We start from the raw sequence: 15,097 nt of genomic DNA, 5'->3' as shown, positions 1-15,097 counted from the left end.
TCGGCCTGCTGGGCCTCGATGGCCGGGTCCACCCGCAGCGGCTCGTAGGGCTCCTCCTCGTCGAGCTGGAAGCGGTTGACCCCGACGACCACCCGCTCGCCGGAGTCGGTCTCCTGGGCGATGCGGTACGCGCTGCGCTCGATCTCGCCCTTCTGGTAGCCGTGCTCGATGGCGGCCACCGCGCCGCCCAGCTCCTCGACCTTCCCGATCAGCCCGGTGACCAGCTCCTCGATCTCGTCGGTCATCCTCTCGACGACGTAGGACCCGGCGAAGGGGTCGACGGTGGCGGTCACGTCGGTCTCGTGCGCCAGCACCTGCTGGGTGCGCAGCGCCAGCCGGGCCGACTTGTCGGTGGGCAGCGCGATGGCCTCGTCGTAGGAGTTGGTGTGCAGTGACTGGGTGCCGCCCAGCACCGCGCCCAGGCCCTGCACGGCCACGCGCACCAGGTTCACCTCGGGCTGCTGGGCGGTGAGCTGCACCCCCGCGGTCTGGGTGTGGAAGCGCAGCATCAGCGACCTGGGGTTCTTCGCGCCGAAGGTCTCCCTCATCACCCGCGCCCAGATCCGGCGGGCCGCGCGGAACTTGGCGACCTCCTCCAGGATCGTGGTGCGGGCGACGAAGAAGAAGGAGAGCCGCGGCGCGAAGTCGTCCACGTCCATGCCGGCCGCGACCGCGGTGCGTACGTACTCGATGCCGTCGGCCAGGGTGAAGGCGATCTCCTGCGCGGGCGTCGCCCCGGCCTCGGCCATGTGGTAGCCGGAGATGGAGATGGTGTTCCAGCGCGGGATCTCGGCCCGGCAGTACTTGAAGATGTCCGAGATCAGCCGCAGCGAGGGCCTGGGCGGGAAGATGTAGGTGCCGCGGGCGATGTACTCCTTGAGCACGTCGTTCTGGATGGTGCCGGTCAGCTTCGCCGCCGGCACGCCCTGCTCCTCGGCCACGAGCTGGTAGAGCAGCAGCAGCACGGCCGCCGGCGCGTTGATCGTCATCGAGGTGGAGACCTCGCCCAGCGGGATGCCGTCGAACAGCACCCGCATGTCCTCGATCGAGTCGATCGCCACGCCGACCTTGCCGACCTCGCCGCTCGCGATCGGCGCGTCGGAGTCGTGGCCCATCTGGGTGGGCAGGTCGAAGGCGACCGACAGACCCATGGTGCCGTTGGCGATGAGCTGCTTGTAGCGCGCGTTGGACTCGGTCGCCGTGCCGAACCCGGCGTACTGCCGCATCGTCCACGGCCGCCCGGTGTACATGCTCGGGTAGACGCCCCGGGTGTACGGGTACGCCCCCGGCTCGCCCAGTCTGCTCGCCGCGTCCCAGTCCCCGAGCGCCCCGGGTCCGTAGACCGGCTCGATCGGCAGCCCGGACTCCGTGAGTCGCGCCCTGCCAGTCTCGCGTGCCATGTGTCGGTGCCTCCCGTTTCCGCTGCCCTGTCGGAGAACGGACTGTAGCGATCGGTTCCGGAGCGTGGGGAGGTCCACCGGCTGGGACCTTGCTCACAGGAGGAGACCTCCCCCCGGATGAGCTGCCCGGGATCCGCGGGCCGATGCGTGCGGCCGGTCGGTCGCGGCGCGGCGGCGTGCGGAGGCGGTCTCGCGTACCGCTCCGGGATCGGGCATGGTGTCGGCCGGGAACCCACAGGAGTGGGGGGACACACGAGCGACGGGCGACCGGATCGCCCGAGGGGGGACTCCCATGTTGCGGAAACTGCCGCACGGCCCCGTGCCGTCCGGTTCCGCCGGACGCACGGCGCTCGCCGCCGCGGCCGTCGTGCTGCTGGGCGCGGGCTGCACCGTGCAGCCCGCGGGGGCGGGGGCGCCCCCGTCGGCGCCGTCCGCGCCGCTGCACGCGTCCGCGTCCGCCACCGCACCGCCGTCCGTCACCGCGAGCCCCCGGCGGGCGGAACGGGCCGGGCGGACCGACGGACCGGCGGAGAAGGAGCGCACCCGGCCACCGGCGGCGCCCCGGTCCGCGGCACCGCCACCACCGCCACCGCCACCGCGGCCGACGGCTTCCCCGCCCGCCCGGCCCGCGGCGCCCCCGCCGGTGCTGCGGGAGGGCGACGAGGGGGAGAAGGTCCGCGAGCTGCAGGCGCGGCTGCACCAGGCGGGGCACTTCGGGCTCAACCCGACCGGCTACTACGGTTCGATCACCGCCGGCTCCGTGTCCGCCTTCCAGAAGCGGCAGGGGCTCCCGGCCGGCGGTCAGGTGACGACCGCCACCTGGAGCGCGCTCACGGCACGGACGAGGCCGCCCACCCGGCTGGAGCTGTACCCGCCGACCACCCGGCCGCTCGCGAAGCCCGACCCGCGCTGTCTGACGGGCCGGGCGCTGTGCGTCAGCAAGAAGAGCCGGACACTGGCCTGGATGGTCGACGGCGAGGTCGTGTCGGCGATGGACGTGCGCTTCGGGTCCCAGCTCACCCCGACCCGGGAGGGCGCGTTCAGCGTCACCTTCAAGAGCCGGGACCACCACTCGACGCTGTACGACACCCCGATGCCGTACGCGATGTTCTTCAGCGGGGGGCAGGCGGTGCACTACTCCGCGGACTTCGCCGCCAACGGCTACAACGGCGCCTCGCACGGCTGTGTGAACGTGCGGGACAGGAAGAAGATCGCCGCGCTCTTCGAGCGGGTGCGGCCGGGCGACAAAGTGATCGTCTTCTGAGGGTCGGAAGGAAGAAGGGGCGCGGGCGGGGCCGGGGGAACGTGCCCCACCCGCGCCGACGCGCATCCCTCAGGTACGGGGGGAACCTTGGGTGGCGCGCTCGCCGATGACCAGTCGGCTTGTTCTGTACTGCGTCGGTGGGCCGAAAAGTGTCACACCCGCCGGGCACGGTCGCCGGACACGGCTGCGGGGGTGCTCGGCGGACGGCTCAGGGGGTGGGTACCGCGGGGATGTACGGGGGCTCCCCGCCGTCCGGGCCGCCCGGACCGCTGCCGCCGGCCGGGCCGTCGGTGGATCCGGTGGCGGGCTCGGTGGCGGGGAAGGCGCCGCCGCCCCCGGTGTCGGGCTCCTCCGGCTCCTCGGGCAGCCAGTCGCCGCCCTCACCCTCCTCCTCGGGCAGCGAGTCGCCGCCCTCCAGGCCGTCGCCGCCCTCGGCACCGTCACCGCCGGTGCCGCCGGCGGCGGGGCCCGAGGACCCTCCGTTGCCGTTGCCGGGGTTCCCGCTCCCACTGCCGGGGTCGCCGTTGTCCGGGTTGCCGTTGCCGGGGTTCCCGCTTTCGCTGCCGGGGTTCCCGCCCCCACCGGACGGACCGGCACCGGCGGAGCCGCCGTCCGGGCCGCTCCGGGCGCGGCAGAAGTTCTCGACCCTCTCCGGACCGCCCGCGGCGCGCTCCAGCTCCGCGTGCGCGTCCGGGTCCAGCTCCGCCTTCCGGTACCCGCCGCACAGCACCACGGCACGCGTCCGCGACACGGCCGGACCGGCCGGACCGTCCGGGTCCGCGGTGGAGTCGCCGGGGCCCCGGGACTCGGCGCCGACGGGATCGCCGTCGCCCGGCGCGCCCGGTCCCCCCGGGCCCCCGCGCTCCGTGTCGCCCGGCCGGCCGTCCTGTCCGTCCTGCCCCTGCCGGTGTCCGCCGGACGGGGTGCCGGTGTCCGCCGAACCCGGAACCGGGGAGCCCTTCCCGTCCGGGCCGGAGGAGAGGGTCGAGCCCGGCGCGGGCGAACCGTCCGTGCCGCGGAACGGCGCGGGCAGCACCCCGGTGCCCGTCGCGACGGCGACCCCGCCCAGCACCCCGCCGAGGACCGCCGCGGCGACCCCCGCCCGCAGGGGGCGCCCGAACACGCCCATCCGGGGCAGCCGGCGGTAGCGGTGGGGCTGCGGACCGGCGGCGGTACGGGCCGAGGCCCGGGCGTCACGCGCCACCCGGAAGGCCGCCAGCGCGGCGGCCTCGCCCGGCAGCTCGCGGTCGTCGCGTGCGAAGGGGTGACCGGTGGTGGTGGCGGCCGTGCGGAGGGCCGCGAGTTCGTCGAGGGTCTCCGCCAGCGCCTTCAGGCGCGCGGAGTCCGGGTGCGGGGGGCCGTCGGACGGACGGCCGCGCAGCAACCGCTCCGCGGTCTCCTCGTCCAGCCAGCTGTACCGGTCGTCGGCCCTCACGTTTCCCTCAGCGTCCGTCTGGTCTTTTCCGTCACACCCCGGGTCGCGCCCGCGCGCGGGACGGCGGGGACCCCGTCGCCCGTCCCCTCCTCGGCGTCGAGCAGTTCCGCCAGCTTCCGCAGACCGCGGTGCGCGGCGGTCCTGACCGCACCCGGCCGCTTGCCCAGCACCTTCGCGGCGCCCTTGGCGTCGAGGCCGACCACCACCCGCAGGACGACCGCCTCCGCCTGGTCGCGCGGCAGCCGGGAGATCAGCGCCATGGTGTGACCGGTGCCGATCGCCTCCAGCGCCTCGCCCACCGTGTCGGACCCGGCCGGCAGCACCGCCAGCTCGGTCTCGTCGTCGGCGGAGGTGGTGGCGGGCCGCCGCCCCCGCGCGCGGATGTGGTCGAGCGCCCGGTTGCGGGCGATCCGCGCCGTCCAGCCGCGGAAGCGGTCGGCGTCGCCCTCGAAACGGTGCAGGTCACGGGCGATCTGCAACCACGCCTCGGAGGCGACGTCCTCGGTGTCGGCCTCCGGGACCAGCGTCCGTACATACCCCAGCAGGCGAGGATGCACGGCACGGTAGACGGTACGGAAGGCGCATTCGTCTCCCTCCTGCGCCGCTCGCACCGCAGCGGTGAGTTCCGCGTCTTCCCCCTGCACGCCCTCGTCCTGCCCCACTTCGCGATGTAGCGCTCTCCCACGCCCCTGGCCGAGCGCGGTCCCGCCGTGATGCTTCGATCTGCGTCGATGCGAAGCAGCACGCTACGACCTAGTGTGCTCCTCCGTCCATGCGGATGAACCGGTAGTTGCGGAGATTGGCTGTCCGGAAGAGGACTCGGGGCCGGTCCGGGGGAGGTCGCGGGGGCCCGGCGGAGCGGACGCGGCGGGCGGGAGTAACAGTTTCCGGACCCCCGGCGCTGATGTGAACAAGCGGGCTTCGCTCGGCGCGGTGCCCGTACTCGACGACGGCCGGGGTCTCTCCTGTGGGGGGTGGCGACCCCGGCCGTCTTCGCGTCCGGCGCGGCGCTTCCGCGCCACACATCACCGACATCCCGGACTTGTGGCCATTTCGTGAAGATCTCCTCCCGACCGGTCCCCGCCGACCGGACGACCGCCGCGCGGGGCCCGGAACCCGGACACGGCAGGGTCCGGCGGCGGGCCGGGACCCGCGTCCCGTCCGGCCGCGGCTCCCCCGCTCCGGGGTGGCACGGATCACACCCCGTTCCGCGCGTTCCGTCCGTTCCGGGCGACGGCCGGGGGGAGGCCCGCGCCGGCCGGTCCGGCCCGCGTTCGCGGAGGAGAACCGGGCTTCCGGGCGGCAGGACGGCGGCGCCCGGCACCCGGCACGTTCCGCGCGCCTCACGGCGGACACCGCGGGGCACGGCGGCGGTGTCGGCCCCCCGTTCCCGCCGCCGGAATCCGTCCGCGTCCGCACCGTGCGCGGGGCCCCCCGCCCGGGGACGGGTGCATCGCGCACAGAACCTCCGGCCGGAACGCGTCGGTCCCCGCCCGGCCGGCGCCTGCCGCGGAGCGCCTGATGGGACGCCGTCCCGCCGGACGGTGCGCGCCGGGGAACACCGCGCGCGGACGGCGGACCGGTCAAATCACGCCAACTACCGCCCGGCATCCGTCTCGTGTCGACGCTCCGCTCGCGGGCGTGGAAGGATCGCGTCCGTGAGTGATGCGGCGCATTGCGGCGGCAACGGTGTGTCCCCGGAGCCCCTCGGGGACCTGAGCGCTGCGGTCGTCGGCGCCCAGCAGGGCGACGAGGCGGCCTTCCGCGCCGTCTACCGGTCCCTCAACCCCGAGCTCCTCCGCTACGCGGCCGTCATCGTCGGCCAGGACGCCGAGGACGTGGTGGCCGAGACCTGGTTACAGATAGCCCGGGACGTCCTGCGCTTCGAGGGGGACGGCGCCGCGTTCCGCCGCTTCGCCCTGGCGGTGACCCGCAACCGGGCCCGGGACGTGTTGCGCCGCAGAAGGAGGCGGGTACAGGAAATCACCGTACCGACCGAGGAGTTACCCGAACCGCGGACGTCCGGTGCCCCCTGCGGGGGAAGCACGGTGGACACGGCGGAGGTGGCCGGAGCCGAACTGTCGACGCGTGAGATCGTCTCTCTCGTCTCCACCCTGCCCGGCCCGCAGGCGGAGGCGGTCCTGCTGAGGGTGGTCCTGGACCTGGACACGAGGAGCACTGCCGAGATCCTCGGCAAGAGACCGGGAGCGGTGGCGATGGCGCTGTCACGCGGCCTGAAGAAACTGGCCCGGTTGATGGAGCGACCCGAGGCAACGGCGGTACGGAGGTGAACGACCTGATGCGGGACGGGGACGAAGGCGCCCGTGTGGACGAGGCCGTACTGCGCCGTCTGATCGCGGAGGGCGGCAGAGCGGGTTCCGGCCGCCGGGGCCAGGCCGACCAGCCGTCGGACCAAAGCCTTCGCGCCCTGGCGGCCCTCCTCAACACCATGGCGGAACCGCCCTCCGGCGCCGACGGGCACCGGGGCGAGGAGATGGCGGTGGCCGCCTTCCTGGCCGCCCGCGCGGAGCGGGCGGCGGCTCCCCCCGCGGAGCCGGACGGCGTCCGGGGCCGCCTGGCCCGGCTGGCCCGGCGCCTGGGCCGGCCGCGTACGGGGGCACTCGGCGTGGTCGTGGCCGCCGTTCTGGGCAGCGGCGTGGCGGTGGCGGCCGGCGGGGTGGCGTTCCTGGGCGACGACGGCCCGGACGGGAGAGCCGACTCCTCCCCGGCACCGGCGGAGACGGCTCCGGCCCCGGGCGGTGTCCCGGCCGGAAGGAACTCCGCCTCGGCGCAGCCGCACTCCGGCGCCTCCGGCGACGCCCGGCCGAGCGCCTCGCCGAAGCTGGTGAGGCTGTGCCGGTCCCACCAGGAGAAGCCCTCGGCCAGGCCCGGAAAGCCGCTGGTCGCAGCCGCGGGCGGCAGCGACAGGGTCGACGCCTACTGCGCGGAACTGCTGAACGCGCTCCCGGCCGGATCCGCTCCCGGCGGCGGGAACCGGGGCAACGGGAACGCCAACGGCAACGCCGGAAACAGCGGCAACGCCGGAGACAGCGGGAACGCCAACGGCAACCCCGGCAACGCCAACGGCAATCCTGGGAACGCCAACGGGAACCCGGGCAACGCGAACAGTGGCGGCACGGACAACGGCAACCCCCAGAACCCCGGCGGCGCGGGGCAGAACAACGGCGGCCGGAACGGCGGAAACCCGGGCAACGGAAACGGCAATCAGGGCAACGGTAACGGCAACCCGGGGAACGGTAACGGCAAGCCGGGCCATGGCAACAACGGCAACGGCAACCAGGGCAACGGAAACGGCGCCCCGGACAGCGGGAACAACGGCAACGCCGGCGGCAAGCCGGGCGGCGGCGCCGCGCCGCAGGCCGCCCACGGCCGTCCGGACCACCCCGTGACCGGCCCGCGGGACGCCGCGCGGGAGCGCTGAGCCCGCGCCCCGGGGCACCCCGCGTACTGCCGTGGCAGTACGCGGCCGGTGCGCCCTGCGTCCCCGGAAGGAGCCGTGGATCCTCCCGGGGGCACCACGGGTCCGTTTCCGCACGCCGTAGGGTCGGGCCATGGAACTCCGACTCCCCTGGCGACTGCCCGGGCCCCGCGGACGCCTGCTCGCGGCGGTGGCCGCCACCGTCGCCGTCCTCGCCGGAGCCGGTGTGTGGGCGGCCCTCCCGGACGACGAGCCGGCCGTACGGCATCTGGAACGCGCCTTCACCCTGCCCGAGTCCCCCGACGGCGGCACGGTCCGGATCGACACCTCCTACTTCACCGCCGGTGACACCGCCGAACGCCGTCCGGCGGTGCTGCTGGGCCATGGTTTCGGCGGCAGCAAGGCGGACCTGCGGGAGCGGGCCGAGGAGCTGGCACGCTCCGGATACGCCGTGCTGACCTGGTCCGCCCGCGGCTTCGGCGACTCCACCGGCCGGATCGGGCTGAACGACCCGGAGCGCGAGGTGGCCGACGTCAGCCGGCTCGTCGACTGGCTGGCGAAGCGGCCGGAGGTCCGGCTCGACGGCGAAGGCGATCCCCGGGTGGGCATGGCGGGCGCCTCCTACGGCGGCGCGATCGCGCTGCTGGCCGCCGGACACGACGACCGGATCGACGCCGTCGCCCCCGCCGTCACCTACTGGGACCTGTCCGAGGCGCTCTTCCCGAACGGTGTCTTCAAGGAGCTGTGGGCCGGGATCTTCTTCACCACCGGCTCCACCGCCGGTACGGGCGGGGCGGACGGGCCCGCCGCGGCGGCGCCCGGGGACACCGGCTGCGGCCGGTTCACCGCGGAGCTGTGCGAGATGTACGAGCGGGTCGCCGTCGCCGGGCGGCCGGACGACGCGGCGCGCGGACTGCTGCGGGAGCGCAGCCCGGTGGCGGTCGCCGACCGGATCGACGTGCCGACGCTGATCCTCCAGGGGCAGACCGACTCGCTCTTCCCGCTCGGCCAGGCCGACGCCATGGCCCAGGCGATCAACGCGAACGGGGCGCCCGTGGCGGTGGACTGGCTCGCGGGCGGCCATGACGGCGGTTACCCGGAGGGGGAGACCGCACGGCTGGCGGACCGCACCCGGACCTGGTTCGACCGCCATCTCAAGGACGACACCGGCGCGGACACCGGCCCGGCCTTCCAGGTCACCCGCAGCGACGGCATGAACACCACCGACGGGGAGGTACGGCTGCGCACCGCCACCGCCGGGGACTACCCCGGACTGTCGGCGGACGTCCGGACCGTCGCGCTGCGGGGAGACGAGCAGACCTTCGCCAATCCGGCCGGCGGCGGCCCGCCCGCGATCTCCGGCGTGCCGGGGCTGGGCGTGCTGGGCGGCGGTCTGGGCGCGCTGTCCCAGTTGGGGTTGGGGCCGTCGCTGGACCATCCCGGGCAGCACGCCCGTTTCGACTCGGCGCCGCTGGAGGAGTCCGTGCGGATCACCGGCGCGCCGTCGGTGCGGGTGCGGGTCGCCTCCGACTCCGGGGAGGCGGTGCTGTTCGCCAAGCTCTACGACGTCGGCCCCGACGGGCGCCGGCAGACGCTGCCCGCCCAGTTGGTGACCCCGGTACGGGTCACCGGCACCGGGGACGGCCGGGAGGTGACGGTGCGGCTGCCCGCGGTCGACCACCGCTTCGAGGCCGGGCACCGTATGCGGCTGGTGCTGTCCGCCACCGATCTGGCCCACGCCTCGCCGGACGAACCGGCCGACTACACCGTCTCCCTCGCCGGCGACGGGGTGCGCGTGCCGACCGCGCCGGGGCTGGAGCCGGCCGGGGAGCCGCTGCCGTGGTGGGTGTGGGGCCTGCCGCTGCTCGGCGCGGTGGCGGCCGCCGCGCTGGTGCTGACCGGGCGCCGCCGCCGTACCACCCCGGACGCGCCCGGCACGGTAGCGGCGGAGGAAAGGGCGGAGGAGGGGGAACAGAGCACGGCGGAGAAGCAGCAGGAGGAGGTGGCGGCCGCGGTCCCACTGGAGATCAGCGGGCTGTCCAAGCGGTACGCGGGCTCGAAGGACCGCTACGCGGTGCGTGGGCTGTCCTTCCGGGTCGAACGCGGCCAGGTGCTCGGTCTGCTCGGTCCCAACGGCGCGGGCAAGACGACCACGCTGCGGATGCTGATGGGACTGATCACCCCCGACAGCGGTGAGATCCGGGTCTTCGGCCACCCCGTCCGCCCGGGGGCGCCCGTCCTGTCGCGGGTCGGGGCGTTCGTCGAGGGCGCGGGCTTCCTGCCGCACCTGTCCGGCCGGGCCAATCTGGAGCTGTACTGGCGGGCCACCGGCCGCCCGGCCGGGGACGCGCACCTGGACGAGGCCCTGGAGATCGCCGGGCTCGGTGACGCCCTGGAGCGCGCGGTGCGCACCTACTCGCAGGGCATGCGGCAGCGCCTCGCCATCGCCCAGGCCATGCTGGGGCTGCCGGACCTGCTGATCCTGGACGAGCCGACCAACGGTCTGGACCCGCCGCAGATCCGCGAGATGCGCGAGGTGATGATCCGCTACGCGGCCGGCGGCCGTACCGTCATCGTCTCCAGTCATCTGCTGGCCGAGGTCGAGCAGACGTGCACGCATCTGGTGGTCATGGACCGCGGCGAACTGGTGCGGGCCGGCCCGGTGGCGGAGATCACCGGATCCGGCGACACCGTGCTCGTCGGGGTGGCCGGCCCGGTGCCGGACGCCCTGGCGGAGAAGGTGGCCGCGCTGCCCGGCGTCGGCTCGGCCGTACGGACCGGGGACGGGCTGCTGGTGCGGCTCGACGGTGCCACCACACCGCTGCTGCTGGCCGAACTTCTGCGTCTGGAGGTGCCGGTGGAGCGGGTCGGACCGCACCGCGGGCTGGAGGACGCCTTCCTCACCCTGATCGGAGGCGCACGATGACCGCGTCCACTTCCCCGCCCACCTCCGACACGGCCCCGGCGGCCCCGCCACCCCCCGCCGGGGAGGCCGCGCCCGGCTACCGGCCGCGGCGGACCCTGCCGCTGCGGGTGGAGGCGGTGCGGCAGCTGCGGCGCCGCCGCACCCTGGTGACCGGGCTGATCCTGGCCGCCCTGCCGTTCGTGCTGATCGCGGCCTTCGCGATCGGCGGCGAGCCGGAGCAGGGCGGGCAGCGGATCAACCTGATGGACACCGCCACCGCCTCGGGCGCCAACTTCGCCGCCATGGCGCTGTTCGTCTCGGCCGGCTTCCTGCTGGTGGTGCCGGTGGCGCTGTTCTGCGGCGACACGGTGGCCGCCGAGGCTGGCTGGTCCTCGCTGCGCTATCTGCTGGCCGCCCCGGTGCCCCGCTCCCGGCTGCTGCTGAGCAAGCTCGCCGTGGCACTGGCCTTCAGCGCCGCCGCGATGGTGCTGCTGCCGCTGGTGGCGCTGGCGGCGGGCGCGGTGGCGTACGGCTGGGGGCCGCTGACGCTGCCCACCGGCGGGACGCTGCCGGCCGGTGAGGCGGTGGTCCGGCTGGGGATCGCCGTGGCCTACATCTTCACCGCGCAGCTTGTCACGGCCGCGCTGGCGTTCTGGCTGTCGACGGTCACCGACGCGCCGCTGGGCGCGGTGGGCGGCGCGATCGGGCTGACGATCGCCGGCAACATCCTGGACGCGGTCACCGCGCTGGGCGACTGGCGCGAGCTGCTGCCCGCGCACTGGCAGTACGCCTGGGTGGACGTCTTCCAGGGCGGGCTGGAGTGGGACGGGATGCTGCGCGGCGCGTCGGTCTCGGTGGCGTACGCGCTGGTGCTGTTCGCGCTGGCCTTCCGGCACTTCCGGAGCAAGGACATCGTGTCCTGAGGGACGTCCCGCGCCCCGCCGGGCCGCCCCGGGACGCGGGACGGCGGTTCAGGGGGCGACCCGTCCGGCCAGCCGCCGGAAGTCCGCCCACTGAAGGGCGGGCGGCTGCGGGTCCCACACCTTCTGGGCCAGGGCCCGCAGCGGCAGCCGGATGCCGTCGGCGACCTGGGCGGGGGTCTGGGCCCCGGCCAGGTCGCACCACACGGCCAGCCGGGCGCCCACCACCTGCTCCGCGAGCTCGGCGGGCACCGGCTCGCTGCCGCGCAGCACGGCCGGGGTCCACTCCTCGTAGATGCGCTCGCCGGTCGGGTACACGAACTGGTGCGGCTCGCCGAGCACGTAGTAGAGGTACTCGTCGTTGAGGTTGACCACCTCCCAGCCCTCCTTCAGGTACTCCGCCGGCGGCCGGGCGCCGATCTCCTTGCCCGTCCAGTAGGCCACCTGCCGGGGGCGGCTGGGACGGACCTCGCCGCCGCGGTGCTGCCCGTCGTTCCACACCTGCGGGACGAAGCCCGCCTCGCGCACCGTCTCGGCGCGGTCGTTGAGCCAGGCCGCGGCCAGGTCCGCCACGCCGGCCCCGCGGCCGTGCTCCCGGCGGGCGGCCGCGGCCAGCTCGGGGAACGCGGCCTCGGGATCGGAGCGCATCAGCGCCAGGTACTCGTCGCCGCCCAGATGCCAGTACGGACCGTCGCCGGGCTGGTCGCGGAAGAGGGGGGCGTACTCGCGCAGCAGGTCGTCCACCAGCTCGGCGGCGCGCGGGTCGGCGATGTCGATCGCGCCGCGCACCGGGTCGCCGTCGGCGTCGCGCAGCCGCAGCCCGGGGTGGGCGTCGAGCACCGCGTCGAGGTGGCCGGGCGAGTCGATCTCCGGGATGACGGCGATGTGCCGGGAGTTGGCGAGCTCGATGATCCGGCGCAGCTCCGCCTTGGTCAGGTGCGGGTCGGAGACGACCTCGGGGTGGCTCTCGCTCTCGACGCGGAACGCCTGGTCGTCGGAGAGGTGGAGCTGGAGCTGGTTGAGTTTGAGGTCGGCCATCTCGCGGACGCGGTCCTCGATCCAGGCGGCGCTGAAGTGCTTGCGCGCGATGTCGATCATCAGGCCGCGCTGCGGGCGGTCGGGCCAGTCCCGGACGGTGCCCGCCGGGATCCGGCCGCCGCCGCGGAGTGCCTGCTTCAGGGTGCGGGTCCCGTAGAAGACCCCGGCCTCGGTGCGGCCGGTGACGGTGACCCGGCCGAAGGCGGCGGTCAGCTCGTAGCCCTCGGAGCCCCGGACGCGCTCCCCGGGGACCTCGGGGTCCAGGACGAGTTCGATGTCACCGGGCCCGGCGGGACCGTCCGAGTGCGCGAGGTCCAGCTCACCGGCGAGCAGTTCCGCCTCGTCGGCCAGCGCGCCGCCGGGATCGGCCACCACCCGGGTGCGCGGGCCGGGCTGCCAGCCCAGTCCCGGCTCGGGCGTCCACTGCCGTACGGCGGGGACGGTGCCGGGCGCCGCGGGCAGGGCCACGGCGGGGACCCGGGGGGCGTCCCCGGCGGTGTCCCGGGTGCCGCCGGGGGCACGGTCCGGTGACCCGCCGGGCAGTACGGCGAGGACGACGGCCACCACCGCCAGCGCGGCCGCGGCGGCCACGGCCGCGACCAGCAGGGGCCGCCGGCCGCCCGCCGGCGTCCTCCGCCGCGTCCTCCGGCGCGGTGCCCCGCCGGCCTTCCCGCCGGCCTTCCCGCCGGCCTTCCCGTCGGTCCCGCCCGCTGTTTCCCCGGCCCTGTCCCCGGCCCTTTTTCCTGCGGAGTGCCTGCCCAACGACTTCTTCCTCATGACGTGCCCGGTGCGCCCGGTGTTTCCGGAGCGCCGTGCGGCGCTCCCGTTCCGGAGGCTACGTCCCCCGGACGGCCACCTTGCCCGCTACCGAGGTCCATCCGTCAACCATGCGCCTGCGCCCCCTACCGTCCGGGTGAAAACCCGCTGACCTCAGGTGTGCGCTCTCACGTATCGTTACCTTTGCGACATCTCCCGTCCCACAGTCACCTCGTCCACCAGGAGTCCCTCTCGGCCGGTGGACCCCGCCGCCCGCCGGCACCGGTCCGCCCCGCGGGACCGTCACGGTCCTGCCGTCCTCCCCGTATCCCGCGACGTCCCAGACGTCTCCCCGCGCCCGAGGAGCCCATGCGCCTGCCCCCTCAGCGAAGCGAGGCAACGCCGCTCCACCGCCTCAACACCGCCCCGGCGGCCGATCTCACGGCGGCCCTGCTCGCCTGCTGCGGCAGCCGGCGCTGGGCCCGTGACATCGCCGCCCACCGCCCGTACCCGGATCTGGAGTCGCTGCTCGCCGCCGCCGACGAGGCCGGCTACGACCTCACCGACGAGGACCTGACCGAGGCGCTGGCCCGGGAGGCCGCCGGCGGCCCGGGCTACGGGGAGCTGCTGTACGGCGGGCACCCCGTCTCCGGCACGCTCGCCGCGCACACGGCGCTGCGCGCCGCGCACGCCGCCTACGAGAGCCGGTTCGGCTACGTCTTCGTGCTGTGCGTGGACGGCGTCCGCGAGGAGGAGGCCCTCGGGCACGTGCTGGCCGCGCTCCACGGCCGGCTGGGCAACGAGCCGGAACGGGAGCGCGCCGTCGCCGCCGACGAGCTGCGGCGCATCGCGCGCGGCCGGCTGCTGCGGCTGGTCCGGGAGGGGCATCCGGTCCGGCGCCCCGGCCGCCGGGAAGATCACCGGGCCGCCCGGCCGGGAGGCGGCGCCGACGGAGCTCCTAGCCCGTCCGTGCCTGATTGATCACACCTGGACCCCCGGGCGAAGAGAACCGACAGGGCGTCGATACCATGGCAGACGGCCGGTGAACCGTATCCGGCCGGGCCAGACCGACACGAAGCCGGCCGGCCCCGTACCCGCTCCCGGAGGATTTTCCGTGCCGGCTGGAACGCTTTACCGCGGCCGGGAAGGCATGTGGTCCTGGGTGGCTCACCGAGTCACCGGGGTCCTCATCTTCTTCTTCCTGTTCGTGCACGTCCTGGACACCTCGCTGGTCCGTGTCTCCCCGGAGGCGTACGACGAGACCGTGGAGGTCTACAAGACTCCGATCGTCGCGCTGATGGAATACGGCCTGGTGGCCGCCGTCCTGTTCCACGCCCTCAACGGTCTGCGCGTGGTCGCCGTCGACTTCTGGTCGAAGGGCACCAAGTACCAGCGGCAGATGCTGTGGGCCGTGATGGGCATCTGGATCGTGCTGATGGCCGGGGCGATCTACCCGGTCCTCGGACACGCCGCGAACGAACTGTTCGGGAGCTGAGGCATGGCCTTCGACGTAGACAACCCCGCACCGGTCATCGAGCCGCCCCGGGCCCGCACCGGCAGGACCCCCAGGGCCACGCGCGGCAACTTCGAGCTGCACGCCTGGCTCTTCATGCGACTGTCCGGCATCGTGCTGGTCGCGCTGGTGATCGGCCACCTGCTGATCCAGCTCGTCCTCGACGGCGGCGTCAGCAAGATCAACTTCGCCTTCGTGGCCGGCCGCTGGGCATCGCCGTTCTGGATGACCTGGGACCTGCTGATGCTGTGGCTGGCGATGCTGCACGGCGCCAACGGCCTGCGGACCGTCATCAACGACTACGCCGAACGGGACAGCACCCGCTTCTGGCTGAAGATGCTGCTGTACACCGCCACGGTGTTCACCGTCCTGCTGGGCACGCTGGTGATCTTCACCTTCGACCCGAACATCCGCTAGAGCCGGGGCT

At 74.7% G+C, this 15,097-nt stretch carries 12 protein-coding genes; 8 read left to right on the top strand and 4 right to left on the bottom strand.

Features of this window, described 5'->3' with window-relative positions; all coding sequences use genetic code 11:
* Positions 1 to 1,400, bottom strand: a 1,400-nt coding sequence (locus CUT44_RS27090) for an acyl-CoA mutase large subunit family protein (protein ID WP_100204598.1), incomplete at its 3' end; no start/stop codon positions are given.
* Between the two features lie 292 nt (positions 1,401 to 1,692).
* On the opposite strand from CUT44_RS27090, the gene CUT44_RS27085 reads away from it, so the two are divergent.
* The gene (locus CUT44_RS27085) at positions 1,693 to 2,664 is read left to right on the top strand and encodes a L,D-transpeptidase family protein (RefSeq protein ID WP_100204597.1); all 972 of its coding nucleotides are present in this window, start codon (positions 1,693 to 1,695) and stop codon (positions 2,662 to 2,664) included.
* A 208-nt stretch (positions 2,665 to 2,872) separates the two neighbouring features.
* Here CUT44_RS27085 and CUT44_RS27080 read toward each other — a convergent pair whose 3' ends face one another.
* Positions 2,873 to 4,099, bottom strand: a complete 1,227-nt coding sequence (locus tag CUT44_RS27080) for a hypothetical protein (RefSeq protein WP_100204596.1) — start codon at positions 4,097 to 4,099, stop codon at positions 2,873 to 2,875.
* Positions 4,096 to 4,743 (bottom strand): RNA polymerase sigma factor, encoded by a 648-nt coding sequence (locus CUT44_RS27075; RefSeq protein WP_100204614.1) that lies wholly within the window; start codon positions 4,741 to 4,743, stop codon positions 4,096 to 4,098. The genes CUT44_RS27080 and CUT44_RS27075 overlap by 4 nt, the downstream gene beginning before the upstream one ends.
* Positions 4,744 to 5,757: 1,014 nt before the next feature.
* On the opposite strand from CUT44_RS27075, the gene CUT44_RS27070 reads away from it, so the two are divergent.
* The 4 genes from CUT44_RS27070 to CUT44_RS27055 all read left to right on the top strand — a co-directional run bounded on the left by CUT44_RS27070 (position 5,758) and on the right by CUT44_RS27055 (position 11,366).
* On the top strand, positions 5,758 to 6,390 hold the full coding sequence (locus CUT44_RS27070; RefSeq protein ID WP_100204595.1) for an RNA polymerase sigma factor: 633 nt from the start codon (positions 5,758 to 5,760) through the stop codon (positions 6,388 to 6,390).
* On the top strand, positions 6,387 to 7,541 hold the full coding sequence (locus CUT44_RS27065) for a hypothetical protein (protein ID WP_100204594.1): 1,155 nt from the start codon (positions 6,387 to 6,389) through the stop codon (positions 7,539 to 7,541). Before CUT44_RS27070 ends, CUT44_RS27065 begins: the two co-directional genes overlap by 4 nt.
* A gap of 130 nt (positions 7,542 to 7,671) precedes the next feature.
* The gene (locus CUT44_RS27060) at positions 7,672 to 10,464 is read left to right on the top strand and encodes an alpha/beta fold hydrolase (RefSeq protein WP_100204593.1); all 2,793 of its coding nucleotides are present in this window, start codon (positions 7,672 to 7,674) and stop codon (positions 10,462 to 10,464) included.
* Entirely contained in the window at positions 10,461 to 11,366 is a 906-nt protein-coding gene (locus tag CUT44_RS27055; protein ID WP_100204592.1) for an ABC transporter permease, read from the top strand. Before CUT44_RS27060 ends, CUT44_RS27055 begins: the two co-directional genes overlap by 4 nt.
* Positions 11,367 to 11,414: 48 nt before the next feature.
* Here CUT44_RS27055 and CUT44_RS27050 read toward each other — a convergent pair whose 3' ends face one another.
* Positions 11,415 to 12,992 (bottom strand): family 20 glycosylhydrolase, encoded by a 1,578-nt coding sequence (locus CUT44_RS27050; RefSeq protein WP_233221693.1) that lies wholly within the window; start codon positions 12,990 to 12,992, stop codon positions 11,415 to 11,417.
* 534 nt (positions 12,993 to 13,526) lie between these two features.
* Here CUT44_RS27050 and CUT44_RS27045 point away from each other — a divergent pair.
* The 3 genes from CUT44_RS27045 (at position 13,527) to CUT44_RS27035 (ending at position 15,087) form a co-directional block, all read left to right on the top strand.
* Positions 13,527 to 14,138: a 2-oxo-4-hydroxy-4-carboxy-5-ureidoimidazoline decarboxylase gene (locus CUT44_RS27045; protein ID WP_100204590.1), complete on the top strand. Its 612-nt coding sequence runs from the start codon at positions 13,527 to 13,529 to the stop codon at positions 14,136 to 14,138.
* 133 nt (positions 14,139 to 14,271) lie between these two features.
* Positions 14,272 to 14,652, top strand: a complete 381-nt coding sequence (gene sdhC / locus CUT44_RS27040) for a succinate dehydrogenase, cytochrome b556 subunit (RefSeq protein ID WP_100204589.1) — start codon at positions 14,272 to 14,274, stop codon at positions 14,650 to 14,652.
* 3 nt (positions 14,653 to 14,655) lie between these two features.
* Positions 14,656 to 15,087, top strand: coding sequence for a succinate dehydrogenase hydrophobic membrane anchor subunit (locus CUT44_RS27035; protein ID WP_100204588.1), 432 nt, complete (start codon positions 14,656 to 14,658; stop codon positions 15,085 to 15,087).
* Positions 15,088 to 15,097: the final 10 nt, after the last annotated feature.

The organism is Streptomyces carminius (assembly GCF_002794255.1).
GTDB lineage: Bacteria > Actinomycetota > Actinomycetes > Streptomycetales > Streptomycetaceae > Streptomyces > Streptomyces carminius.
Note: the sequence above shows the minus strand (reverse complement) of the source record. Positions and strands in the feature narration are given on the sequence as shown.